The 23224-nt window shown below is 45.0% G+C and carries 25 protein-coding genes; 13 read left to right on the top strand and 12 right to left on the bottom strand.

The window, feature by feature from the left end; translation table 11 throughout:
• Positions 1-37 precede the first annotated feature (37 nt).
• Together HBAL_RS15120 and HBAL_RS15115 are read right to left on the bottom strand one after the other, a co-directional pair.
• Positions 38-1501 carry an RsmB/NOP family class I SAM-dependent RNA methyltransferase gene (locus tag HBAL_RS15120; protein WP_015828826.1) on the bottom strand — a complete coding sequence of 488 codons (1464 nt, stop codon included), beginning with the start codon at positions 1499-1501 and terminating at the stop codon, positions 38-40.
• Positions 1502-2353: a M48 family metalloprotease gene (locus tag HBAL_RS15115; RefSeq protein ID WP_015828825.1), complete on the bottom strand. Its 852-nt coding sequence runs from the start codon at positions 2351-2353 to the stop codon at positions 1502-1504.
• Positions 2354-2500: 147 nt separating this feature from the next.
• Between HBAL_RS15115 and HBAL_RS15110 the strand changes: the two genes are divergently transcribed.
• Both HBAL_RS15110 and HBAL_RS15105 read left to right on the top strand, forming a co-directional pair.
• Positions 2501-2764 (top strand): DUF1674 domain-containing protein, encoded by a 264-nt coding sequence (locus tag HBAL_RS15110; RefSeq protein ID WP_015828824.1) that lies wholly within the window; start codon positions 2501-2503, stop codon positions 2762-2764.
• A 121-nt stretch (positions 2765-2885) separates the two neighbouring features.
• A complete protein-coding gene (locus tag HBAL_RS15105) occupies positions 2886-3515 on the top strand; it encodes a hypothetical protein (protein WP_149037436.1) in 630 nt (209 codons plus the stop codon).
• Between the two features lie 15 nt (positions 3516-3530).
• Here HBAL_RS15105 and HBAL_RS15100 read toward each other — a convergent pair whose 3' ends face one another.
• Positions 3531-4325 carry an SDR family NAD(P)-dependent oxidoreductase gene (locus HBAL_RS15100; RefSeq protein WP_015828822.1) on the bottom strand — a complete coding sequence of 265 codons (795 nt, stop codon included), beginning with the start codon at positions 4323-4325 and terminating at the stop codon, positions 3531-3533.
• 83 nt (positions 4326-4408) lie between these two features.
• On the opposite strand from HBAL_RS15100, the gene HBAL_RS16795 reads away from it, so the two are divergent.
• Both HBAL_RS16795 and HBAL_RS15095 read left to right on the top strand, forming a co-directional pair.
• A complete protein-coding gene (locus HBAL_RS16795; RefSeq protein ID WP_159098047.1) occupies positions 4409-4558 on the top strand; it encodes a hypothetical protein in 150 nt (49 codons plus the stop codon).
• Between the two features lie 118 nt (positions 4559-4676).
• On the top strand, positions 4677-5081 hold the full coding sequence (locus HBAL_RS15095; protein WP_041302495.1) for a hypothetical protein: 405 nt from the start codon (positions 4677-4679) through the stop codon (positions 5079-5081).
• Positions 5082-5116: 35 nt separating this feature from the next.
• Here the strand turns inward: HBAL_RS15095 and HBAL_RS15090 are convergent, their stop codons facing one another.
• The 4 genes from HBAL_RS15090 to typA all read right to left on the bottom strand — a co-directional run bounded on the left by HBAL_RS15090 (position 5117) and on the right by typA (position 9039).
• Positions 5117-5728, bottom strand: coding sequence for a LysE family translocator (locus HBAL_RS15090; protein WP_015828820.1), 612 nt, complete (start codon positions 5726-5728; stop codon positions 5117-5119).
• Between the two features lie 200 nt (positions 5729-5928).
• Complete coding sequence (locus HBAL_RS15085; protein WP_015828819.1) at positions 5929-6396, bottom strand: superoxide dismutase [Ni]; 468 nt, start codon at positions 6394-6396, stop codon at positions 5929-5931.
• A gap of 80 nt (positions 6397-6476) precedes the next feature.
• Positions 6477-7094 carry a DUF1287 domain-containing protein gene (locus HBAL_RS15080; protein ID WP_015828818.1) on the bottom strand — a complete coding sequence of 206 codons (618 nt, stop codon included), beginning with the start codon at positions 7092-7094 and terminating at the stop codon, positions 6477-6479.
• Between the two features lie 118 nt (positions 7095-7212).
• Complete coding sequence (typA, locus tag HBAL_RS15075; RefSeq protein WP_015828817.1) at positions 7213-9039, bottom strand: translational GTPase TypA; 1827 nt, start codon at positions 9037-9039, stop codon at positions 7213-7215.
• A 296-nt stretch (positions 9040-9335) separates the two neighbouring features.
• Between typA and HBAL_RS15070 the strand changes: the two genes are divergently transcribed.
• A complete protein-coding gene (locus HBAL_RS15070; RefSeq protein WP_149037435.1) occupies positions 9336-11009 on the top strand; it encodes a methyl-accepting chemotaxis protein in 1674 nt (557 codons plus the stop codon).
• Between the two features lie 14 nt (positions 11010-11023).
• On the opposite strand, the gene HBAL_RS15065 is transcribed toward HBAL_RS15070, so the two are convergent.
• A complete protein-coding gene (locus HBAL_RS15065; RefSeq protein WP_015828815.1) occupies positions 11024-12133 on the bottom strand; it encodes a glycosyltransferase in 1110 nt (369 codons plus the stop codon).
• A 216-nt stretch (positions 12134-12349) separates the two neighbouring features.
• Here HBAL_RS15065 and HBAL_RS15060 point away from each other — a divergent pair, with 216 nt between their 5' ends.
• Both HBAL_RS15060 and HBAL_RS15055 read left to right on the top strand, forming a co-directional pair.
• Complete coding sequence (locus tag HBAL_RS15060) at positions 12350-13786, top strand: glutathione S-transferase family protein (RefSeq protein WP_015828814.1); 1437 nt, start codon at positions 12350-12352, stop codon at positions 13784-13786.
• Positions 13787-13815: 29 nt separating this feature from the next.
• Positions 13816-14442, top strand: a complete 627-nt coding sequence (locus tag HBAL_RS15055) for a rhomboid family intramembrane serine protease (protein ID WP_015828813.1) — start codon at positions 13816-13818, stop codon at positions 14440-14442.
• A 158-nt stretch (positions 14443-14600) separates the two neighbouring features.
• Here the strand turns inward: HBAL_RS15055 and HBAL_RS15050 are convergent, their stop codons facing one another.
• The gene (locus tag HBAL_RS15050; protein WP_015828812.1) at positions 14601-15107 is read right to left on the bottom strand and encodes an Hsp20 family protein; all 507 of its coding nucleotides are present in this window, start codon (positions 15105-15107) and stop codon (positions 14601-14603) included.
• Positions 15108-15323: 216 nt separating this feature from the next.
• Between HBAL_RS15050 and HBAL_RS15045 the strand changes: the two genes are divergently transcribed.
• The 4 genes from HBAL_RS15045 to HBAL_RS15030 all read left to right on the top strand — a co-directional run bounded on the left by HBAL_RS15045 (position 15324) and on the right by HBAL_RS15030 (position 18708).
• Positions 15324-16223 carry a class I SAM-dependent methyltransferase gene (locus tag HBAL_RS15045; protein WP_015828811.1) on the top strand — a complete coding sequence of 300 codons (900 nt, stop codon included), beginning with the start codon at positions 15324-15326 and terminating at the stop codon, positions 16221-16223.
• Between the two features lie 133 nt (positions 16224-16356).
• A complete protein-coding gene (locus HBAL_RS15040) occupies positions 16357-17232 on the top strand; it encodes a hypothetical protein (protein ID WP_015828810.1) in 876 nt (291 codons plus the stop codon).
• A gap of 127 nt (positions 17233-17359) precedes the next feature.
• Positions 17360-17662 carry an SCP2 sterol-binding domain-containing protein gene (locus tag HBAL_RS15035; RefSeq protein WP_015828809.1) on the top strand — a complete coding sequence of 101 codons (303 nt, stop codon included), beginning with the start codon at positions 17360-17362 and terminating at the stop codon, positions 17660-17662.
• 116 nt (positions 17663-17778) lie between these two features.
• Positions 17779-18708 carry an alpha/beta fold hydrolase gene (locus tag HBAL_RS15030; protein WP_015828808.1) on the top strand — a complete coding sequence of 310 codons (930 nt, stop codon included), beginning with the start codon at positions 17779-17781 and terminating at the stop codon, positions 18706-18708.
• Here the strand turns inward: HBAL_RS15030 and hisN are convergent, their stop codons facing one another.
• The 3 genes from hisN to HBAL_RS15015 all read right to left on the bottom strand — a co-directional run bounded on the left by hisN (position 18709) and on the right by HBAL_RS15015 (position 21416).
• Entirely contained in the window at positions 18709-19530 is an 822-nt protein-coding gene (hisN, locus tag HBAL_RS15025; protein WP_015828807.1) for a histidinol-phosphatase, read from the bottom strand.
• Positions 19531-19688: 158 nt separating this feature from the next.
• Positions 19689-20087 (bottom strand): helix-turn-helix transcriptional regulator, encoded by a 399-nt coding sequence (locus HBAL_RS15020; RefSeq protein ID WP_015828806.1) that lies wholly within the window; start codon positions 20085-20087, stop codon positions 19689-19691.
• A gap of 375 nt (positions 20088-20462) precedes the next feature.
• Positions 20463-21416 carry an N-formylglutamate amidohydrolase gene (locus tag HBAL_RS15015; protein WP_015828805.1) on the bottom strand — a complete coding sequence of 318 codons (954 nt, stop codon included), beginning with the start codon at positions 21414-21416 and terminating at the stop codon, positions 20463-20465.
• 137 nt (positions 21417-21553) lie between these two features.
• Here HBAL_RS15015 and cpdR point away from each other — a divergent pair, with 137 nt between their 5' ends.
• Together cpdR and HBAL_RS15005 are read left to right on the top strand one after the other, a co-directional pair.
• Positions 21554-21916, top strand: a complete 363-nt coding sequence (cpdR, locus tag HBAL_RS15010; RefSeq protein WP_407635713.1) for a cell cycle two-component system response regulator CpdR — start codon at positions 21554-21556, stop codon at positions 21914-21916.
• A 103-nt stretch (positions 21917-22019) separates the two neighbouring features.
• A complete protein-coding gene (locus HBAL_RS15005) occupies positions 22020-23204 on the top strand; it encodes a BaiN/RdsA family NAD(P)/FAD-dependent oxidoreductase (RefSeq protein ID WP_015828803.1) in 1185 nt (394 codons plus the stop codon).
• The last annotated feature ends 20 nt before the right edge of the window (positions 23205-23224 follow it).

Here is a 23224-nt window from a genome sequence, read left to right as displayed (position 1 = left end):
AACTGTCATTCTATTCATGAATGGAAACTGAACTAAATTAGACCTTTTCAAGGCGCGCCATATAGAACACATCCGACGTGATGAGATCTTCGGGGTTTTCAATATCGAATTTGGGAAGGCTTAATAGTCCGCCAAAATCGTCAATCGCATGCTCATAGCCGGGCACTTCTTCAGGCGTAATGGGTTTACTTATCCATTTGCCACTATCAACGGCTTCTTTGACAACTTCAATCCCTTCAGCGGGAAGGGGCGTACATACACAATATAGCATTGTGCCGCCAGATTTCATCATGTCGTAGGCTGCTTGAACAAGTTTGATCTGAAGGCCGGAATATCTATCCAAACCTTTATCATTTCTTCTCCAAGCGCCTTCAGGGTGGCGCCTCAAAGTTCCCAATGCAGAACAAGGTGCATCCAAAAGCACAGCATCAAACGGTTCAGCAGGTCGCCAATGGCGTGCATCTGTCACTTGCGTTTTGGCTTTCAATCCTGTGCGTTCTAGGTTTTCGCGTACTTTTTCAATACGTTGTTCAGAAAGGTCTATGGCCGTAACCTTTGCACCCTTGCTAGCAAGTTGCATTGTTTTACCGCCGGGCGCAGCACATAAATCCCCAATTGATAATCCTTTGACATCGCCAAATAACTGCGCTGGCAGCGTTGCGGCAACATCTTGCACCCACCATTCGCCTTCAACATAACCTTCTAATTCTGTTAGGCTGGCACCTGTGGGTAGTCTAACTGAACCAGAGGGAAGGGCTGTGCCTTCTAGTTTTTGTGCCCAAGCTTCGGGATCTGATTTCACGGTCAGATCAATACGCGGCTCTAGCATTTGCATCATCGCGATGTTTTGCGTGGTTTCTTCGCCAAGCGCACTGGAAAAACGCTCTGATAGCCAATCTGGCCAGATGCGGCTGGCTGGTAGGCTTTCATAAGCTTCTGGTTCACGTCCGGCGCGGCGTAAAATAGCGTTCACCATACCGCCGCCTCGCGATGCTGGTTTCCATTGGCGTGCTGCTTCTACTGTCGCATCAACTGCCGCATAAGAAGGTGCTTTTAAAACCCATAATTGGGCACAACCAACGCGCAATAAAGACAATACAGCGGGGTCTATTTTCTCTAATGGTCGGTCCAGATAGGTTTCAAGAGCATCATCAATGCGGCCAAAAGCGCGTAAGGCGGCTGAGGCAATTGCGCGTGCAAAGCCGCGATCTGGTCCTTCTAATTCGTCGAAGAATTTTGAACTTGCTAGCGCCTCATCCATGTCTGCGCCTTCATGCACGATACGCATGAGAATATCCGCAGCAGCGCGTCGGCTCTGCCAACCGTTTTGAGGCAGCTTTCCACCTGTACGTTTGGTGGAATTGTCCTGAGGCTTTGAACGTGGGTTTTTACCAGAACGAGATCTGGTGCGTTCGCCTGAAGAGTTTTGGCTGTTTGGTCCAGAACGGCGATTAGGCCCACGTGGTGAACGCGGGCCTTTACCTGATGAAGTATCGTTCACTTAGTAACGCGTTTCAGGTTTAGCGGTTGAACTAATGTTATTATCTTCAGCCTGACGACGTAAACGCGCAATGCGTTTCTCTGTTGCCGGGTGGGATGAACGGTGTGTGCGTTTAGATGCGTGCAATGGATCGACCACGTAGATATGAGCTGTCGCAGGGTTCTTCTCAGCGATAGGGTTGAGAAGAGATACGGTATTGCGGTCTATCTTTTCCAGAGCGGCGGCAAGATCAAGGGGTTTTCCACAAATTTTTGCACCATCACGGTCTGCAGCGTGTTCGCGAGACTTAGAAGCAAAGATTAAAGCGACAGTTCTTGAGATGAATCGTGATGAAATGGCAGATAGGCCAATTGGCGCAAATATGATCCATGTGAGACGGTTTAACAGACCTGAAACAGCCGATGCTATGCCCATGGATAAGCTGTCGCCTCGTTTCACATGCGCGAGCTCGTGTGCGATTACTGCGCGTGTTTCGGCGCGGCTAAGGGTCATTAACAAACCATTTGTTACAGCGATGGACGCGTGAAGTGCATCACGGCCAACTGCAAAAGCATTTGGTTGGTGAGCGTCCATGATAAACAGACGCGGACATATCATGCCGGCGTTAAAAGATAGGTCACGACATTCTTTAACGAATGAACGCACCATTGGAGAGGGGTGGTTTTCATCTACTTCTTGAGCTTTGTGGGCACGCAAGACAAGACTGTCAGCTTTCCAAAAAACAGCAATGTGGAAAAGCAAAGCAATAGCCGTTGCTATAACTGCGCCCTGATTGCCATAGATTGCCCAGCCAATCCCCGCAAAAATAGCATGGATGAAGAACATAAATAAGGTTGCGCGCAAATAGCTCACGGGTCAGCTCCAAAGAGATGAAGGTACAGATATTCGTACCTTTGGGTTGAATTTGATTGGTCTTATTAAGTTGTCACTCATGAAGGTTAATGAATTCCAACTTTAAAAAGCGCTGGACTAAAAAAAAATAGAAATTATCTAGTTTGCATGACCCAAAATAACGAAAATGACTCAAATTCTGAAATTCAAGCCAATTCAGAGGATTTAAACCCGACAATTCCCGGCGCTGCACCGGGGAAAGTTTTGACCGATGCTGCCAAACGCGCATTGGAAGAGGCTGCCATTCGACGTGAAGCTGAAATGGCCGAAACAGCCAAGAAAAAATTGGTTGAAGAGTGGAATGGTCCTGCTGGTGAAGAACCAACGCGTTATGGCGATTGGGAGCGTAAAGGAATCACTTACGACTTCTAATTTGCTAACTTGAATAAAGGCGAATGCAGTTATGAATATTCCCGCCAGAGGCGCGAGTGATTGCGTCAGCTTGATAGTTCGAGTTAACCTCTCATTAATTGTTGAAATTAGTGAGCGTATTATGATGAAATCATTTCTCGGTTCAGGTGTTGTTTTGGTTGCTGCGTTTGCAGGACTAACACCCATAGCTTTCGCTGATGGAAGCAATACACCGACAATTCATACGCCGGCTCCAGCGCCTTTGAACGTGCAATCATATTCGTCGTCTTCACCGACTATTCACTACGCGAATCCAAGTGCGGCTGGAACTAAGATATATTCGTCATCATGTGCCAACTCAGATAATGAAGTTTGTTCAGGAACATTTGTTTCAACTGGGCGTGTTGTGTTGTCAGGTGAGGCTCCAGCTTATGTCGAATCTGTTGCGCCAATCATTCACCGCGGACAACACATGACTTCGACACCTGTGACACAAAAAGTCATCACACATTCGCAAAAACTTCAGCACCAAAACTGCAATTGTTGCGCAAATTGTCAGCACACATCACACGGTTCTCAGCAAATTTACATGGATGGAAATTTCACTGGCGGTGTCGGTGCAGGTGTTTCTAGTAATTGGGGCGGCGGACATGGCGGCTTTTTAAGTGTTCAAAGTCCTATGGTGCGCTCGCGTAATTCTGTGACGTATCACCCATATTCATCCTATATTCCACGCCACCGCACATATCGCGTCAACAAGCGTCGCGGCTAAAATTATCGCCTGAATTTAACGGTGACGCGCTTTCATTAGGTGCATGGTTAGTTGTTCGGGAAGTATTTTGTTTAATATATACAGTGTCTTATTGATGGACCCTGGAATGCAGACAGGATTGGATCTCTGTCCTGCTTTAAAGGTTGCCTTGGCGACATCTTCCGAAGATTGCCAGAGATATTTGGGCAGTGCTTCAAGTTTGCCTCTTTGGCCATTCACATCGTGAAATTCCGAATAGGTCAGACCCGGACATACCGCAACTATATGCAAGCCATACTTTTGGTTTTCCATGTACAAAGATTGCGAAAACTTGATCAAAGCAGCTTTACTTGCAGCATATAGAGTATGCCCCCGACCAGCTGGTGCAAAGCCTGCCATTGAGGCGATATTTATGATGCTCCCATGACCTCTTTTTCGCATTGCTGGAAGCAAAGCATGTGCTAATTCACAGGGTGTATTGAGCATTAATTGCAAGAAAGACGCTTGTTCCTGCCAGCTCGTATTTGTAAATTCTGGGGCTAATCCAAAGCCTGCATTATTCACTAATATTTCTATATCTCTTTGAATAGTTTGAAGATATTGTACAATTTGTTGCGTGCTGTCAGGTCGAGATAAGTCCACGCAATGAATGTATATTGAGATACCGTGTGCCGTTGAAAGTTCCTCAGCCAGTTGTTCTAACTTTTCTTTGCGGCGCGCAACGAGAATAACATCATAATTATTCGCAGCGTATTCCCGCGCAATTGCTTCGCCAATGCCCGCTGAAGCTCCTGTAATCAATGCAAGTGGTCGTTGCTGCTTCGCTAACATCTTATGAGTCCTGTGCATTTAAGGTATTGAATTTGGATCAGCCTTAGTGACAATGATCCCCTCAAAAGAAAAGGGGTAGGGCATTGAAAACTCTAAAGATAGCTGGGTTAATCCTTGGAACAATTTTGATCGCTTATTTGTCTGCATGGGCGCTTCAAGACGATAAGAGCAAGCCGCCAAGTTTCAAACCTAAAATGTCCGACCACAATGGAACGCCGCCCGGCAAACATTGAAGCTGACAAAAATGATAGTGTTTTATCTCAATTGAACACAGTATTCCTGTTAACGGATTACGGTAGTCAGGGTAAGACTATTTATCTTTATTTGGTTTTTGCGGTGAGGAGTGTCTCCATGGAACAGATTCTAGAAATGCTTAATAAGGTCTTTGGTGAAGGTGGAGACCTTGCAGGTATTGCTTCTGCTGCGGGATTGGGAGGCGGCGCGACTAGTGCTGCTGCCGTGGTTGCTTTTCGTGGCATGGTCATGAAATTCATCGTGCGAATTGTGACGACAGCTGCTTTCACTGGTATTGGCTTTTTGGTATTGCTCAATCAGTTAGGATTTGAAATCGTACCAAAGGAAGACCTGCAAATTTCTCAAAATGGAAATGCGAAATCTCCTTTGTACTCTGAATGGGTTGGTATTGAAGGCATGTCTACTCAAGTTGAAAATAGGCTGCAGAAAGCCGAACGCGAAGGTAAGCGTGTTATCGTGTTGGGGCGTCGTTCTAAAAATGACGAAAACGATAATTCCTAGGCGATATCAAAGCTCAGATTAAGCGTCGGTCGGGTCTAGTGGCCAAACCAAGCAGGATATAAGGACAAAACTAGCAGCACGGCTGCTGTAATGTTGAAAACACGCGTCTTGAGTGGGCTGTTTAAGAATTGACGAATTTTTGTACCTGCGATGGTCCAAATACTGATGCTGGGCAGGCTTACGATCCCAAATACAGCGCATATGACCAAGACGCTTAAGAATGGTGCATCCTGCACAGAGTAAGCCGCCATCGCCGTTGTGCCCATTGTCCAAGCCTTGGGATTAACCCATTGAAACAATGATGCTTGCATGAAGGTGAGGGGCGCTGAACCTAAAGCATTTTCATCTGATGCTGATTGTAGAGGCTTTGCGTTGGCAATTTTCCAAGCAAAAAACAAAAGATAGAGCGTGCTGACGATTTTTAGAATTGTAAATGATTGAGGAAATGCCTCAAATACACGCACTAATCCGATCCCGACTAGAAAAAGCATGAAGATGAAACCAAGTCCAACACCTAACATGTGCGGGATCGTGCGACGGAAACCGAAATTGGCTCCCGATGCCATGAGCATGAGATTGTTAGGACCAGGTGTTATGGATGCCACACCACCAAAGGCAAAAAGTGCAAGGATAATTTGATAAGTCATGAAGGTGCAATAATAATCACTTTTTAGAGCAATATGCGTTTACAATTAATGATAAAAAATGACCAGATGAATGGTTAAATATTGCAAGAACTATATCGTGATGGGAATGGTGAATGCTTTAAGTGGTCGAGAAAATATTCGTCCAGCTGATCTTTGAAACGATAATATGATGACCAGCTGGAGAAGATTATTTCATCGGTTTAGTGTTCATGTCCGTGGATTTTAAAATAAAGCGTCTTATAAGCTTCTATTTTGGTGCCCAGGATATCTGCTTTTTCCATGTCTGAACTTTGTTTTGTTTTCATGGCGGCAACGATGATTGAATGTGCTAGCTCTAAAGATTGAACATATTCCTCGTTTTTAGCTGCATCAGCCGGCGCTTTAATGCGTTGCGCTAAAAAATAAGTTGCAATTTCATTTTGAATTTTTTGTGCGTGGTTTTCTTTATTTATCACCCAGCGGACTGTGTCATGTGTGGTTTTTGATTCAGAAATACCCTCAATGGAACGTTTGATCGTCTTAACGTGAAGGGCGAGTTCATCAAATTTGGCTTCGTCATCATAAATTCCACAAGGAATTTCACAATGTGCCATTGCAGGGGCGGCCATGGAAAAAGTTGAAATTCCAAGAGCTAAAGCTGTGAATAGAGTGCGAGTCGGTTGTTTCATGGGGTGCCTCGTCGTGATGTGGATATGAAAAGTCTTGTCACATATTTGAGAGACATTCTCAACATGTTTAAATATGATCACTAAAATTGTGATCGTTTAGGCCGATATCGTCCTGTAATTGGCCAGTTAAATAGCACGCTTTCCAATTGCGGGCCTGCACCTATATTGTGAACAATAAGAGGTGTGCCATCGCGTGCCTTTTGGTCTGTGACGATGCCTATGTGTGGCATCCATCCACGGCCATGGCCACTTAAGTTCCACGCGACGATATCGCCTGCTTGATAATCAGATGGGTTTTCAGAAGGCGACAGGCGCATTCCATGGCGTGATAGATAGGCTTCTATGTTCGGCACGCGGCGATGGTCAATATTGCGATCTGTGCGCTTTAGCCCCCATCGTTGAGGGTAGGCATCAAAATTGGCTTTCATGTCTTCATGGATAAGCTTTTGCAGATCTATGTCGAGCGTTCTGAGGGCACGTATAACGACATCTGCGCAGACACCTTTATCTGGTGCTACGTCTCCATTGGGATAATCAAGCCGTGCATAAGCGGGATCATAAGTCACTGAATGGTGTGTGCGTTCTATAGCGGAGCTCGAAAGGCGTTTGCCAAATTCGATATCGCTTACTTGCGCAAAACTTGAAGACGCAAAAGCCAGCGGTAAAATTGTAGCGAAGAGGGGGGCTGGATATCTCATGTGTATATCAGATAACTAAAACTTGGCTGATATGGGGCGAGAATAGGCATGTGCTGTCACGAAAAAGCCCCACCAGAATGAACGGGTGGGGCTTAAAACTTCGTCGCTATTGTAAAGCTTATGCTTTGCCGCGGTTCCGTTTACGGTCGTTCGGGTCTAGCCAGACTTTACGAAGACGGATGCTTTCTGGTGTGACTTCAACCAATTCGTCATCTTGGATGTAAGCAAGTGATTTTTCTAAAGTCATTTGAAGAGGTGTGGTCAAACGAACAGCTTCATCTGTACCAGATGAACGCATGTTTGTGAGTTTCTTACCTTTAAGACAGTTCACTTCAAGGTCGTTATCGCGTGTGTGCTCACCGATGATCATACCTTCGTAAACTTTCACACCAGCACCGATCATCATCGGACCACGGTCTTCTAGGTTCCAAAGTGCGAATGCAACAGCTTCACCAGTACCGTTAGAGATCAACACACCTGTGTGACGACCAGTGATAGCACCTTTGTGAGGAGCGTAATCATGGAAAATACGGTTCATAGTTGCTGTACCGCGTGTGTCACCTAGCAATTCGCCTTGGTAACCAATCAAACCACGTGATGGTGCGTAGAATACCAAACGTGTACGGCCAACACCTGATGGGCGCATGTCGATCATCTCAGCTTTGCGCTCATTCATTTTTTGAACAACGATACCTGAGTGCTCTTCGTCCACATCGATCACAACTTCTTCGATAGGCTCAAGCTTGTTGCCGTTTTCGTCTTCTTTGAAAACAACTTTCGGACGAGAAACACCAAGCTCGAAGCCTTCGCGGCGCATTGTTTCAATCAATACAGAAAGTAGAAGCTCACCACGTCCTGATACTTCGAAAGCATCACCTTCAGCAGCGCGCGCTACTTGCAGAGCAACGTTACCTTCAGCTTCTTTTTCCAAGCGATCCCAAATCATACGGGAGGTTACTTTTGTACCCTCGGTTCCGGCAAATGGTGAGTCATTCACACGGAATGTCATTGTGATTGTTGGCGGGTCAATCGGTTGAGCTTGCATGGCTTCGGTCACTGCAGGGTCACACAAAGTGTCTGCAACAGTGGCTTTCGTCATTCCTGTTAGAGATACGATATCTCCGGCAACACCTTCATCAACAGGGGAACGCTCTAGTCCGCGGAAAGCGAGAACTTTGGAAACGCGGAATTGTTCGATCAAAGTACCATCGCGAGACAATGCTTTGAGCGTTTGGTTTGGTTTAACCGAACCTGAAGCAACACGTCCAGTTAGAACACGACCAAGGAAATTATCAGAAGAGATTGTTGTGGCTAGAAGGCGGAATGGGCCTTCTTCTGTAACTGGCTCAGGAACATGCTCGATGACCATGTCAAACAGAGCAGCCATATCTTCTGTTGGGTTGTTGTAGTCTGTGCCCATCCAGCCGGCTTTGGCAGATCCGTATAGCACTTTAAAGTCAAGTTGTTCGTCTGTTGCATCGAGGTTTGCGAATAGATCGAAAACTTCGTCAATCACTTCATCAGGGCGGCGCTCTGGTTTGTCGATTTTGTTGACAGCAACGATTGGTTTTAGACCAAGTTTAAGCGCTTTAGATACAACGAATTTAGTCTGAGGCATTGGGCCTTCAGCAGCATCAACAAGAACAATACATCCATCTACCATGTGAAGGATACGTTCCACTTCACCACCAAAGTCTGCGTGTCCTGGTGTGTCAACAATGTTGATGCGAGTGTTTTTCCAAACAACAGATGTGTTTTTTGCTAGAATTGTGATCCCACGTTCACGTTCTTGGTCGTTTGAGTCCATCATCCGTTCAGATGTGGCTTGGTTTTCACGGAAAACACCGGACTGTTTCAAAAGACAGTCAACAAGTGTTGTTTTACCGTGGTCAACGTGAGCGATAATAGCGATGTTGCGCATCGAAGTGGTTTGTTCGGCGGTCATGTGGCATCTTCCGGGGAGATATAAATACTTTGACGCTGCAGAGCCTTTCCGCAACATCGTTTGGGCGCGACATACAGCAAAGAAACACGTTTGGCGACCCCTGACTGTTTATCCTGTGTAAGACGGGCAGCAATTCATGTTTGAATTTGAAGCGAGTACACTGCTTTTAGACGATCAAATGTAATATACTTCATCTTTTGCAAGGCGTTTTACTTTTAACGTATTAGTAATTCAAATATAGTTAAATTAACCATGGTGCATTGTAGTCCTTTACATAAACTGAGTTGGTACTTCCATTGTTGATATCTATAAAAAGCAAAATACTGAGTGTTGTTGCACTTTCTCTTTGCGGTATGGCGGTTTGCGTTTTTTCACTAAGCTGGCGCAGCTATCACAAGAGTGAGCAGGGAATACATAATCAACTGGAGAGCATTGTTCAGGCTTCCAATACTATTATCCAGTCTGAATATGATTTGTTCCAGGACGGCTCAATCACTGAAGCCGTCGCCAAGGAAAATGCACTTAGAAGTATTGCGGCACTTAGATATGGTGGCAGTGAATATGTTTTCATCCTTGATGAAGATGTAAATATGTTGATGCATCCAATCAAACCCAAATTAAACAATACTTCGGTTAAAAACTCTCAGGATCCGACAGGTAAATTCTTGTTCCGTGAAATGGTTGAAGTCGCCATGAACGGTGGTGGAATTGTTGAGTATATGTGGCCGCGCCCGGGCGACGAAGAGCCCGTACAAAAGGCGTCTTACCTAGACGTGTTTGAGCCGTGGGGATTTGTCATCGGTACAGGTGTTTACATTGATGATTTGAAGTCGGTTCTAATGAACACATTGATTGAAGGCTTTATTATTCTTCTTGCTTTTGGTGGCATTACTGGTCTGGTCGCTATGCGAACCGCAAACTCTGTTGTTCGCCCCATGCTAAGGCTAGCGGATACTATGAAAGAATTAACGCTTGGAAATACGTCCATTGCTGTTGAGGGTACAGAACGCAAGGACGAGATAGGTCCGATGGCTGTCGCGGTTACAGCTTTTAGAGATGGGCTTGCGGAGCGTGCGGTATTGGAAAAAGCAAATAAAGAAGCTGAATCTTCTAATTTATTGCGTCAAAACAAAATAGAAAAATTAATTGAAGTCTTTAAGGGTAAATCTGCAGACGTTCTTTCACAAATGGAAGCCAATATCCATTCGTTGAAATCTTCTTCTGATGGACTTCAAGGGTATGCTCAGGAAACTGATGCGCAATCTGCGCGGGCTTCTGCCGTCTCGCACGAAACATCTTCTAATGTCCAAACTGTTGCTGCTGCAGCTGAAGAATTGTCTGCGTCTGTGTCTGAAATTATGCAGAATGTACACAATAATAATGGAACGATCTCCGAAACAGCAAACATGACTTCTAAAGCAAATGAAAAGGTGAAGGAGCTCGCAAATGCTGTGTCTAAGATCAGTGATGTTGTTAGTTTGATTGCTGATATTGCTGAACAAACGAACCTATTGGCCCTAAATGCGACGATCGAAGCTGCAAGAGCTGGGGATTCTGGAAAGGGTTTTGCCGTCGTTGCATCTGAAGTTAAACAATTGGCTGATCAAACAGCGCGGGCTACGGATGAAATTTCAAACCAGATTTCTATGGTTCAAGGTTCAACGAAAGAAACTGTCGTCTCCATTGAAAATATCACTCAATCAATGGAAGAGGTTTCAAACATTATGTCCGCTATCGCAGCCGCTGTTGAAGAGCAGGGCGCTGCTACGAATGAAATTAGTCGAAATGCGCAATTTGCAGCTACAGGTACATTAGAGGTTTCAGAAAACACTCAGAATGTGACAAAAACAGCCAAAGATACAACTTCGTCAGCACTTGAAGTTGGACATGCAGCCGATGATTTAGCAATGCGCGCTGAAGAAATGAAAGTGCAAGTTGAGCAATTTTTAAGCGGCGTCGCGGCGGCCTAATTCGCTCGATAGACTTAGATTAAGGAAAGCAGTTTTTCTTCCAGTTTTTTTGATTGTGTTTGAAGGTTGAAATTCTGCTCGGCGTGTACTTTCCCTTTCCGTCCCATCGCTAACGCGTTTTCTGGTGATGCCAGTAGGAGAGTCAGTTTCCTTGCAAATTCTACATGATCATTTTCATCAACCAAGAAACCGGTTTCATTGTCGATAATGCATTCTGGTATTCCAGCATGACGCGTCGCTATCACTGCGCAAGCGGCTAGCTGAGCTTCTATGCAAACCATTGGCAGTCCCTCGGCGTCTCCTGAGGCGGCCCGTTTAGATGGAATACAAACAATAGACGTTTCGGCAAAATGTTTTGGCATGTCATCTGCGGGAATCCAGCCGGGAAGTTCTGCATCGATATTAGCTGCTTTGAGTGTCTCGGCGAGGTGTGCTTTGAGCGCACCTTCTCCAAGCAACCGAACTGTCCAACCCTCCAACTGATCAGAAACCAAGGCGAGCGCTTTTATGAGGGTGTCTATGCCTTTTTTTTCAATCCAGCGGCCGGCAAATAGAATAATTTTCTTCTTGTCGCCTGCATAAAAACGATCTGGATCAGCTGTATTACGGTGAACATTCATTTTACTTGCCGGGCAGCCTTTTGCTTTTAATTCTCGGCCAATAAATTCGGAGCAAGGCAGTATAAGTGCGGCGTCATTCCATAATTGTTGTCGACGACGATTATAGACACGAAACAAACTATTCTTAGTATTTGAATGCTTAGTTGCATCTCCACCATGGTAGGTGACAACTAGCGGAATATCCAAAGCCTTGGCTAGAGGAAGTGCATAGGCACCAGATTTGCCAAAATGGGCATGAATTAGAACTGGTTTTTCTTTCTTAAGGCGCGCTAATAGTTTTTTAGAAATAATCCCAAATTGCTTGAAGCCGGTTTCACCTGCTAGGCCGTGATAGTCTCCAAGTGTAATGAAATCAGTATTTTCGGGTGCTGGGCCACGTAATTCATGGCCGATATAGACCGGTTTGAGGTTTGAAAAGCTTGTATAGGCACGATGAATGAAACTTTCTGAAGGAGAAAACAGCTTGTCTGCAAAGACCAGAAAGTTGGCTGGGGCGTCAGGCATCACAGTGTTCTATCCGCAAAAGTAATAGGGCAGCTTTAAAGGCGCATAAGTGGTAAAGCGCAAATTGAATATATATGTCCAGCGGGAGTTGCGCTAAAAATATAGAATGAAAGTGTGGTTTTGTTGCCATATTTTCAATTCAGCCTAATTAAGGCGGGTTGCTTTGAAAGGCGCTACGGCGTAGCGTCCGGCTCGATTTTCAGGAGTTATATAGATATGAGCGCGTCCTACCGTCTCTTTGGCGCGGAAACTTCCGCTTTCTCAATCAAGCTAAGAAGCTACATGCGCTATAAAGGCCTTGAGCATGAATGGCTTGTGCGTACATCTGAGAATGAAGAAACGCTCAAAGAAGTTGCAAGGTTTGCAACATTGCCCGTGCTTGTGACAGCGAATGGTTTTGCTGTACACGACACGACACCGACAATTGAAGCTCTTGAAGCTGATAGTCCTAACCCTGAAGCGATCCCAGAAGACTTATCATGCGCTTTTTTAGCGGCAGTCCTTGAAGATTATGCTGACCTTTGGCTTTCCAAAGCAGTGATGCAGTATCGCTGGGGACGAAAGAAAGATCAAAAGGAAGCTGCGATACGTGCTTTTGATGAGTATTTCGTTTCAGAGAAACCTGAAAACCGCAAAGAGATGCTTCAGGATTCAATCGAACGCATGATGGATATGTTTCCAAGCATGGGATTGAATAAGGAAATGGGCGGCGTTGTGGAGAAGAGTTTCAAACGTTTCGTGAAGCTTCTGAATGTGCACCTTGAGAAGCACTTGTTTATATTCGGCGGTCGGCCGTCCATTGCTGATTTTGGACTCGCTGCTCAATTGGGACAATTGTTGAAAGATCCAACACCTGCGAAAATTATTGAAAAAGAAGGTCCTTTCGTAAAAGCTTGGTGTGAGTTCATGGATGACCCAAAGCCAAATGGTCCATTTGAGCCATTGGCCGATTTGACTGAAACGCTAGCTCCTTTGTTTTCTAAAGAACTTGCCATTACGTTTCTGCCTTGGGCGGCGGCAAACCTTGAAGCATCTTTATCGCGTCAAGAAGAAGTGACTGTTGTTCTTGGCAAAGAAGCTGTGACACATGCACCATTGCGTTCAGCTGCACGCTCTTTCAAAGATGTGCGTCGTAAGTTTTCTACGCGTGACGATGAAGAAGCATTGATGTCATTTGTTGAAGCTGTGGGTGTTGGAGAGTTTTTGCGTCGTCCAGAACGACCAAAACGTGATGACGATGGTAAAGGGCGCAATCATCGCCGTGGACGCCGAAGAGGTGCACGCAATAAACGCGAGAATGATACGACAGAAAGTGAAGCAGTCGTAGCAGCTGGGATTGTTGCGGTTGAGAATGAAGCTGATATTTCGGCTAAATCCGTAACTGAAGCGGAAACTAGTCCCGATAATTCCAATCAGCAAGAAACACCTATAGTTTCGTCTGAAGAGGCCAAAGTACAGGAAGCTGCTGATCAAGTTGAAAAAGCTGAACCGGCTGATTCTGATATGACTGAAAAGACTGAGGCGAACGAAAACACCTCTGTTGAGGCATCTCCTTCCATTGATGCGGGTTTAGCAGAAAAATCGAGTTCTGCTGTTTCGCAAGAAGATGGCGTTGCGTCGGATGATAATGAAAATCAAGCCACAAAAGACTAGATATTTAAGCGCATAGGGTGGGGTGATTGATGTTCGAAGTTTTATTGGGGGCACCGATCACGTTGGCGCTAATTGCGGCGAATGTGGCATTTTCATTGATCGGTTTTTCAAACGAGAAATTTTTTCGTGCGAATTATTTATTGGTTGGTGACATTGTCCAGAAGCACCAATGGTATCGGGTTTTAACATCAGGCTTTCTGCATGTGTCGCCGGGGCATTTATTGCTTAATATGCTGACGCTCTTCTTTTTTGGCCCGTATTTAGAAATAAAACTGCTGGGGCCGACAGGATATTTGCTGGTTTATTTTGTATCGCTCATTGCTGGTGGAGCGTGGGCTGTATTGGAAAATTATAGACGGCTTGATTATTCTGCGGTTGGAGCATCTGGTGCAGTTTCGGGTGCATTGATCTCATTCTGCATGTTTGAACCATTCTCATTGATTTATTTGTTTATGATTATTCCCATTCCGGCCATCGTATTTGGAGTAGCATTCATCTCATATTCTGCTTTTGCTTCTGGGAATGAAGACTCTAAAATCGGACATGAAGCACATCTCGGTGGTGCTATTGCTGGACTTCTTGTTACGGTTTGTCTGCATCCGGGCATTCTCAATAGTTTGATTTCTCAGGTATTGAGTTTGGTATCCAGCGTTTAAAAGCCTTATTTAAAAACAAAAAGCGATACTGCTCTGATCTCGGGAGGGGAGAGAGATCGGCAGTATCGCTTACCTGAATCGGGGGATCATTCAGGGATTTAAAAGACGGACGAAATATCTAATCCATCTTTAAGTCTTGTTCTGGTGAGAGCGCTCTATTACGCGACACCGATTTTTGTTGTTTCAGCAGTGGCTTGACCGTCAATCGCTTCTGGTTGCGCCTTAGATGTCCCGCTGCCAATTGCTATCTTGCGGGGCTTCATAGCTTCTGGAAGCTCACGAATAAGGTCTATACGCAGCATACCGTGCTTCAAATCGGCTTGGGTCACGATAACGTGATCGGCAACCTGAAAGCGACGGACAAAGCCGCGTTCGGCGATTCCGCGATGGAGGAAGTTACGCTCATTTGCATCTGATGAACTGTCTGGCCCTGCCTTTTTGCCGACAACGGTCAGTTGGCCTTCTTTGATTTCTATTTCTAGATCATCTTCAGAAAAACCAGCGACAGCAATTTCAATTGCAAATGCATTTTCGTCTAATTGTTCAATGTTATAAGGGGGATAGCCCTGTGCACCATCTAGTCGCTGTGCGGTATTTATTAGGTTTGCCATGCGGTCAAATCCAACCATTGTGCGGTATAGTGGTGTTAAATCAATCGTGCTCATAATCTGTCCTTCTTCAGCAACAGGCGCGATCCGGGTGTCGATTGTTCCGGTTCACAGTTTCAAATTCCAAGCATCACGCAACAAATGTTCATCGCTTTGCTTGAGAGACCCGTCATCGGCGTCTCTGGATTAAAGTTAGGAATGAAGATTAGGGTGTTCAAGGGCAACAAAATAGATAATGTCCAAATTATTGATTTTAGGTGGAGGGAAATACCCATGAAAACAACTCAAATTTTGATGGCAGGAGCCGCAGTATTTGCACTCGTTGCATGTGAGCCAGAAACATCAACACCTACAAATGAGGATGTAAAATCAGCATCCGAAACTGTAGAAACAACTGAAGTTGAAGCCGAAAAAAGTGCAATTGAGCTTGCTTTGGAGGGTGACTGGCGCGTTGCTCCAGAGCGTGATGTTTGGCGCCATCCTGCTGAGACATTAGAGTTCTTTGGTGTTGAAAACAGTGACACTGTCGTTGAAATTTGGCCCGGCGGTGGCTGGTACACATCTGTTTTAGGGCCATACCTAAAATCAGGTGGCGGAAAATTGATTGCGGCTTCTTTTGATCCAGCATCTTCTGATTATGCAAAAAATGGTATCGAGAAATACACAGAAGCGTTCTTGTCAAAACCAGAAATTTACGGCGATATCGAGCTTACAGTTGCATCTAAAGAATCTGATGGGTTGGGTGTTGAAGGAACAGCCGATGTGGTTCTGACATTTAGAAATGTTCACAATTGGATGGGTGGATCTTATGCCGACAAAATGTTTGCAGATTCTTTTAGAGCTTTAAAGCCTGGTGGAATATTGGGTGTCGTTGAGCACCGTTTGCCAACAGCTGCAGAACAAGACCCTTCTGGTAGCGGTGGATATGTTCAGGAGTCTTTGGTGCGTCAAATGGCTGAAGAAGCAGGGTTTGAATTTGTGGCAAGTTCTGAAATCAATGCAAATCCTGCGGATACGGCTGACCACCCATTTGGTGTTTGGACTTTGCCGCCTGTAAATCGTTCTGCACCACGTGGAGAAGAGCCGGCGGCAGATTTCGATAGCGCAAAATACGCAGCGATTGGTGAATCTGACCGTATGACATTGAAATTTATGAAGCCAGAAGCTGAATAAAAACAAGTTAAAAAAACTAACGTGGCATCCCTTCTCACAATGCAGAAGGGGTGCCATTCTATTTTCATTGTCTGGTAATGCTATTAAGGTGGGACTTAGCTTTAAGTTATCTATGATAAAAGGGGTGTCGGAGATGAAACGTTTTATTGCTTTGAGTGCGCTTTTTCTAAGTGTATTTACGTTTGCCTGTAGTGCGCCACCTGAGGATTCCTACCCGAGTGAAACTCAAGAAGATTTTCCACCACCACCTCCGCCTCCTCCTCCTCCTGTTCTGCCTGAACCTGATGAAGATATGGGGATGGAAGCAAGTTCCGATGACGAGGTTGCATTGGATGAGGTTGCTTCCCTTGAGGTCGTTACTGATTTTTTAAGAGCAGACGAGGGCTTTTTGCCAAAAGAAGGCGAGCTTCCCGTTGGTTTGGTGTTGTTTGATAAAAGTGAAGAGCTGAAAAATGCTGTGTTGTGTGATGCTTACACGAAAGAGTTAAGGACACATGCCGAGGCTAAAGCAGATGCACCGGATCAGGATTTTTTTGTGACTTACTGGTTGCTCAAAGATGAACCAGGCAATTTTTCAAGCTGTGATGCACTGCGAGATGCTTATGATTATGAGCGAGCAGAAAAAATAAAGTCCGATTATGGATTGGAAGATACCAAAGGACCTGTTTTCCTAGCTGTGGATGCAAATGGGGATAGTGTGTTCTTGGACTTAAGTGATGCAGATATGGCAGCGACGAGGGCGGCTGTGGATCAGTGGCTAATTCTTGCGCTTGAGAGTTCAGACGATACTGAAGAGATGGTGAATGAAGAAGCGTTTGCCGAAGCTGAGGTTGGGCAGGTTACACAGTCTAGGTTTTCGTTGGCATCCTTTTCCGTAAAGGTGAAATCAAAATTGTTAACTATGGAAACGACAGATTTACTGGAAGAAACGCAAGTCAAAGACCGCAAATTGTTTGCTTACAATGATCCAGATACTGGTTATCGCTTAGGTTCTACCCTGCGATTTTAAAAATGGGGGTTTCCCTTTACCCAAGGAAATCAGCTAAAGAGAATATGGGGAGTCGCAATTGCTGTTTTATCGTGGCAATTGTAGCAAAACACTATCAATAGCCTCGATATGAGGAAGGATTTACGACATGGATTTGAACGAAATTACTGCGAAGATTGCCGGTGTTGTTTCTTCAGGAACAGATTTTGACAACACAGTGAAATTTGACTTTGGTGACATTGGAAAATTGTTCATCGATGGTGCTCAGAATGCTGTCACCAATGAAGATGGTGAGGCTGATGCCACTATTTCTGTTGATTTTGAAGATTTCAAAAAACTTGCTCAGGGTCAAATGGATCCAATGATGGCTTTCATGCAAGGTAAATTGAAAGTTGCTGGTGACATGAGTGTTGCTATGAAACTTCAAGGTCTATTTTCAAGCATGAGCTAGTCTACTGATTTTGATCAGAATTAGAGTGCATTCTTTTCGCCATATATGTTGAGAATGCACTCATATTATATGGGTTTTGCTTAAATTGCGCGTGGTTTTGATGGGGATAGTTTTTGATGAATGAATATGTCCTGATACCGGATAATCCTGCGCCAGAATCGATTGAGATTTTCTATTTTAGAGATGATCAAAACCGTCAAATGCGTGGAATGTTCGCGCATGCTAGTTCTAAATATGCTTCGCCGCGTGGAACAATTATTATCAGTCCTGGGCGTACTGAATTCATCGAAAAATATTTTGAACTTGCTAGGGACATGCAAGAGCGTGGGTTTTGCGTTGTTGCTTTTGATTGGCCTGGGCAAGGGTTATCTTATCGCATGCTCAAAGATCCCTTAGCGGGACATATCGATGATTTTAATACATATATTCAAGCTTTTCGCCGTGGTCTAAATGCGATTGATCACAAACTTTATGGAGCAAGAGTTGTATTGGCGCATTCTATGGGCGGAGCTATCGCCCTAGAAGCAATACGGCAACAAGTACTTGATGTTGAAGCTGCTGCTTTTTGTGCGCCAATGTGGGGGCTTAAAATAGCGAAAATTCTGCATCCGCTTGTGCCCATAATGTGCAAAATCGGGAGATCTGAAAAACTTGTCCATAAGCATGATCTCGATGAGAAATTTGAAGGCAATATCATTACCAATTATGAAAAACGTTGGAAGGTCCAACAAGACCTAATCAAAGCAAACTCAAAATTGGCATTGGGTGCAATTACTTGGGGCTGGGTGAATGAGGCGCTGAAGGTATCTAAGACTTTAGCTCAGCCCAAGGCATTAGATCATATCAATATCCCAATACTCATTGCATCGGCATTGGAAGAAGCACTCGTGGACAATCATTCTCACGCCTTACTGGCAAGTCGTTTGAAGAGCGCTCAGCATATCAAAGTTGCTGGGGCAAAGCATGAAATCCTAATGGAAACAGATAGTCGTCGGGATCAGTTTATGACCGCTTTTGATAAAATGCTGGATCGTGCTGGGATATAACTAGTTACAATCAAGTGCTTTTGCAGAACGGCGCAGTGAAATAAGTGCTTCGTCCAGAATATTTTGATTTGCAGCAGCTACAATCTGTCCGCCGAGCTGCGCTGGTCTTCCGCACCAGTCTGTGACAACACCGCCCGCGTTTTCGATGACGGGGATGAGAGCTGCAACATCATATGATTGTAGGCCAGCTTCTGCGACCATGTCCATTGTGCCGGCGGCAACACGCGCATATGCGTATGCATCTAGCCCATAGCGGGTGAGTTTTGCTGTTGCACGTAAATGTTCAAAGGCACCGCGTTCGGGATGAGTAAAAATGAAATAATCGGTCGTTGCGAGTATGGCGTCGGTCAATTTGGGACAGTTTCGTGTTTTTAAACTGTGTTTTTTACCTTCATTATCAATCATATATGATCCAGAAGGTGTGCCGACATAGCGCTCTTTCAGATAGGATTGATCGATAATGCCGATGACCGATTTTTCTTCTCTCACTAGTCCTATGAGCGTTGTCCAGACGGGAAGGCCAGACATGAATGCGCGTGTGCCATCAATGGGATCAAGATACCAAGTCCAGCCTGAAGTACCGGCTTTATAGCCATATTCTTCGCCCATAATGGCGTCATCAGGGCGTTCTTTATCTATGATGTCACGAATAGCTTGTTCGGCTGCTTTGTCAGCAATTGTTACCGGATCAAAACCAGATGTCGCTTTATTGTCAGCGACTGATCCTTCACCTCTAAAAAAAGGTAGAATGGTCTTGCCTGCAGCGTCGGCCAGTTTCTCGGCGAAAGCTGTGAGTTCTAGTAATTCTTGTGCATTGCTCATACGAGCAAGATGCCGAGAGCTGCTATATTTTGCAAGCGGAAAGTCGACCACTGTGTGAACAGTGTCGATAAATTGGCAGTGTTGTGATCAATGAATATCGACTCTGTGAAGGGGTAGTGTGTGTCTACCCCTTAGTCAGAGTGTGTTTCGTGACGCTTTTATGCGGCACCTTGATCTTTGTTGTCTTCTTCAAGTGCTTTTGCAAGATCAAGAAGGCGACGACGTGGGCGTTCGCTCAAACGATAATAGGCACGAACAAGTTCAAGTGTTTCTTTTTGAGAAAGAATGTCACCTGACAATGTGTCATTGCCGTCATTTGCTGGTGCTTGTTTTCCATCTGGCGCTAGTCCATCAAAGAAATAGCTGACATTAACTGTCAAAGCATTTGCAAGGTCGAAAAGACGACTGGCTGTTATGCGGTTTGCGCCACATTCGTATTTTTGAATTTGTTGGAAACGTACACCAATCTCAGAGGCTAGGTCTTGTTGGGTCATCCCTAGAAGACGGCGTCTGCGACGAAGGCGCTTTCCTACATAAATATCTACATCTGTTGCCATTGTTACACTCCGACCTTGTTGGCACGCTTGGCACCGTACCAATTGAATACCTGTCGGGGGGTACTGAGCAATCTATGGGCCAAATGCAGGAAATCGGCGAAGATTTTTTAAATGGGGCTTATTTTAACCATGCTTGATATGGATCGAGACCGAATCTGCTTAAACGGAGTGCAGTAAAATCTCGAATGCAAGCGAAACGGGCGGATGCTTAGAAAAATGTCATTACACGTTTTGAAAAATTGCGAAACACAATTGATTGGGGTTTAAAGGTCTTGCTGGCGTTCGCGCCGCATTCGTTCTGATTTTCAGAACGTTTCCTCCCTATTAAAACTTTCGGGCTGTGCGTTTGCATAGCCCTTTTTTTATTGCGTACCTCTATTGCGATTGCGGGATTGGTATATTTTTAGGGGTTTTGGGAGCGATTTGCTTTGCCCAAATATTTAATTCTTTAAAAATTGAATTTATGTCGGATTTCAGATTTTTAGCATTTTCTGACAATAAGACATTTTGTTCGTCCAAATAGAGCTTTCGATTTATTTCTATTTGCAAAGCATGGCGCTGCTTTTCAGGGCGGCCCTGTGATTGGGTGATAAATCCACCTGCATAGGGACGATTTCTGGCAACACTGTATCCGTGTGAAGTGAAAGCGTCTTCCACTTTTTGAGTCAGTTCAGCAGAGCATGATCCGCCAAAGCGATCGCCAAGAACGATATCCGGGAAATTTCCGCCTATTTCGCTTTGAGACGGCATTGAGTGGCAATCGATCAAGAATGACACACCAAAATGTTTGCGGGTGGTGTCTATCAGAGCATCAAGGGCTTTGTGATAAGGTAGGTATATTGTTCTAATACGCTTTTTTACCTCATCTGGGGTAAGTTTACGCCCATATATAGTTTTTCCTGAAAATGCTATTCGCGGAATACACCCTAAACCTGCTTGAACACGCGGTGTTCTATTGGGGCGGGGTGATTTCATGGGTGGATCTATAAGGTGAGCGTCCAATTCATTGGAGGCTCGGTTAAGGTCCAGACATGCACGACCTACAAGTGCGCGCAGCAGGGGAGCCCCTATTGCTGGAATATCATCAAATAATACATCGACATAGGCATCTTCCACGCGGCGGAGGTCCAGAGGGGTGGCAATACACGCACTAAAAAACGCACGCGGATAACATCTGCCCGAATGCGGTGAGGCAAAGACGAGCGGGCTTGTATGCGATTCTGGGTAAGATATGGAAAAACTCTCTTGCGAGTCGTCAAGAATGTGGCGGCAGGTTAGATCCTGAGCCTGTGTTGATTTATCTTCAGAAGAGGGAATGTGACCATGCATTCCAATGGTATAATCCGTGACGCAAGGTGAATGCAATCAATGAAATAAAGGAAGTTGCACTTGATTGTTCATTGGAACTTTACTCAATTATGGGAAGTTTGCTATTATTGCGAACAAGCGGTGTGGTGAGACAGGACATTATGGCTAAAATTATTCTTGCGGAAGACGACAACAGTCTGCGCGGTTTTCTTGTGAATGCGCTTAAAAAGGCAGGTCACACAGTTCGTGATTATGATGATGGTGAATCAGCGCTTGAAGCACTTCAGGAAGAAGTGTTTGATCTGCTTCTGACTGACATTGTTATGCCTGGTCTTGATGGGATCGAGCTGGCGCGCAAAGGTGCAGAACTTGATCCAGCAATGAAGATTGTTTTCATTACTGGCTTTGCGGCTGTTGCGCTTTCAAACGGTAGCCCGACACCAGCAGGGGCGAAAGTGCTTTCTAAACCTTTCCACTTAAGAGAATTGGTCGATGAAGTAGAACGCGTTATGGCTGCCTAAGCTTCGTCAATAGTGTTAAGATCGCCGCCGAGTGGGACTTGGCGGCTTTTTTGTATTTGCTTCTTGGCTTGGCTAAAGCCTTAAACCGTGTTCCAAGGTGGTTATGTCTTCAGAAAATTACGATATTATTGTCCTTGGCGCAGGTGCGGCGGGGCTTTTTAGTGCCATTGAGGCGGGAAAACGCGGTCGATCAGTCTGCGTGATTGATCATGCCAAGAAACCAGCTGAGAAAGTGCGTATCTCGGGTGGTGGACGTTGTAATTTTACAAATGTGAACACGCATCCCTCCCGCTTCATTTCGCAAAATCCGCATTTTTGTAAGTCAGCGCTGAAGCAATATACGCAACATGATTTTATTGCGCGCGTGGATCAGCAGGGCATCAAATATCACGAGAAAACTTTGGGCCAATTGTTTTGCGATGATAGTGCGACTGAAATTATTCAAATGTTGTTGGATGATTGTGCGGCTAATAATGTCGAGATCAGGTTGAGTACTGAAATTATAGGTGTTTCTAAACGTGATACCGAATTTTTGGTGCAGACAAGTATAGGCAATATGCATTGTGAGTCACTTATCGTGGCAACGGGCGGGCTTTCTATTCCTAAAATGGGAGCGACACCTTTTGCTTATGAATTAGCAAAACAATTTGGCCTCAACATTATTGATCCACGTCCGGGACTCGTGCCTTTTATGTTTGGCGGAGAATTATTGGCAGAAATGTCGGAATTGTCTGGTGTGTCTGTGCGTGCGCGCATTGATACTGGGGAGATTGCCTTTGATGAAGCCATGCTCTTCACGCATAGAGGTTTATCAGGACCGGCCGCACTGCAAGCGTCGTCTTATTGGCTTCCCGGCAATGAAATTGAAGTCAATCTGGCGCAACGTGTTGATGCTTTGGCTGCTTTGAAAAAAGGACGCGAAGAAGCACCGAAAAAGAAATTGGCAAGTGTGTTGGAAACATTTTTACCATCTCGTCTGGCCCAATCAATTGCTGAACAGACATATGCTAGCTTTCGGATGGCTGATCTTTCCAACGCGAAATTGGAAGAGATTGCAAAGCGTATTTCAGCTTGGCGGTTAAAACCTGTTGGCACGGAAGGTTATCGTACCGCTGAGGTGACGATTGGCGGTATTGATACCAATGATCTGTCGTCAAAAACGATGGAAGCTAAAAATGTAGCGGGATTATTCTTTATTGGTGAAGCCGTTGATGTCACAGGGTGGCTTGGTGGATATAATTTCCAATGGGCGTGGTCATCTGGCTATGTGGCAGGGCAAAATGCCTAAACCAGATTGAGATCAAACTG

The organism is Hirschia baltica ATCC 49814 (assembly GCF_000023785.1).
GTDB classification, from domain to species: Bacteria; Pseudomonadota; Alphaproteobacteria; order Caulobacterales; family Hyphomonadaceae; genus Hirschia; species Hirschia baltica.
The sequence above is the reverse complement of the archived record's forward strand: the minus strand, read 5'-3'. Positions and strand labels throughout refer to the sequence as shown.

Coding starts and splice junctions, on each gene's coding strand:
- HBAL_RS15110 (WP_015828824.1), top strand. CDS start 2,501: ATGACCCAAAATAACGAAAATGACTCAAATTCTGAAATTCAAGCCAAT.
- HBAL_RS15105 (WP_149037436.1), top strand. CDS start 2,886: ATGATGAAATCATTTCTCGGTTCAGGTGTTGTTTTGGTTGCTGCGTTT.
- HBAL_RS15100 (WP_015828822.1), bottom strand. CDS start 4,325: ATGTTAGCGAAGCAGCAACGACCACTTGCATTGATTACAGGAGCTTCA.
- HBAL_RS15095 (WP_041302495.1), top strand. CDS start 4,677: ATGGAACAGATTCTAGAAATGCTTAATAAGGTCTTTGGTGAAGGTGGA.
- HBAL_RS15090 (WP_015828820.1), bottom strand. CDS start 5,728: ATGACTTATCAAATTATCCTTGCACTTTTTGCCTTTGGTGGTGTGGCA.
- HBAL_RS15085 (WP_015828819.1), bottom strand. CDS start 6,396: ATGAAACAACCGACTCGCACTCTATTCACAGCTTTAGCTCTTGGAATT.
- HBAL_RS15080 (WP_015828818.1), bottom strand. CDS start 7,094: ATGAGATATCCAGCCCCCCTCTTCGCTACAATTTTACCGCTGGCTTTT.
- typA (WP_015828817.1), bottom strand. CDS start 9,039: ATGACCGCCGAACAAACCACTTCGATGCGCAACATCGCTATTATCGCT.
- HBAL_RS15065 (WP_015828815.1), bottom strand. CDS start 12,133: ATGCCTGACGCCCCAGCCAACTTTCTGGTCTTTGCAGACAAGCTGTTT.
- HBAL_RS15060 (WP_015828814.1), top strand. CDS start 12,350: ATGAGCGCGTCCTACCGTCTCTTTGGCGCGGAAACTTCCGCTTTCTCA.
- HBAL_RS15055 (WP_015828813.1), top strand. CDS start 13,816: ATGTTCGAAGTTTTATTGGGGGCACCGATCACGTTGGCGCTAATTGCG.
- HBAL_RS15050 (WP_015828812.1), bottom strand. CDS start 15,107: ATGAGCACGATTGATTTAACACCACTATACCGCACAATGGTTGGATTT.
- HBAL_RS15045 (WP_015828811.1), top strand. CDS start 15,324: ATGAAAACAACTCAAATTTTGATGGCAGGAGCCGCAGTATTTGCACTC.
- HBAL_RS15040 (WP_015828810.1), top strand. CDS start 16,357: ATGAAACGTTTTATTGCTTTGAGTGCGCTTTTTCTAAGTGTATTTACG.
- HBAL_RS15035 (WP_015828809.1), top strand. CDS start 17,360: ATGGATTTGAACGAAATTACTGCGAAGATTGCCGGTGTTGTTTCTTCA.
- HBAL_RS15030 (WP_015828808.1), top strand. CDS start 17,779: ATGAATGAATATGTCCTGATACCGGATAATCCTGCGCCAGAATCGATT.
- hisN (WP_015828807.1), bottom strand. CDS start 19,530: ATGAGCAATGCACAAGAATTACTAGAACTCACAGCTTTCGCCGAGAAA.
- HBAL_RS15020 (WP_015828806.1), bottom strand. CDS start 20,087: ATGGCAACAGATGTAGATATTTATGTAGGAAAGCGCCTTCGTCGCAGA.
- HBAL_RS15015 (WP_015828805.1), bottom strand. CDS start 21,416: ATGCATGGTCACATTCCCTCTTCTGAAGATAAATCAACACAGGCTCAG.
- HBAL_RS15005 (WP_015828803.1), top strand. CDS start 22,020: ATGTCTTCAGAAAATTACGATATTATTGTCCTTGGCGCAGGTGCGGCG.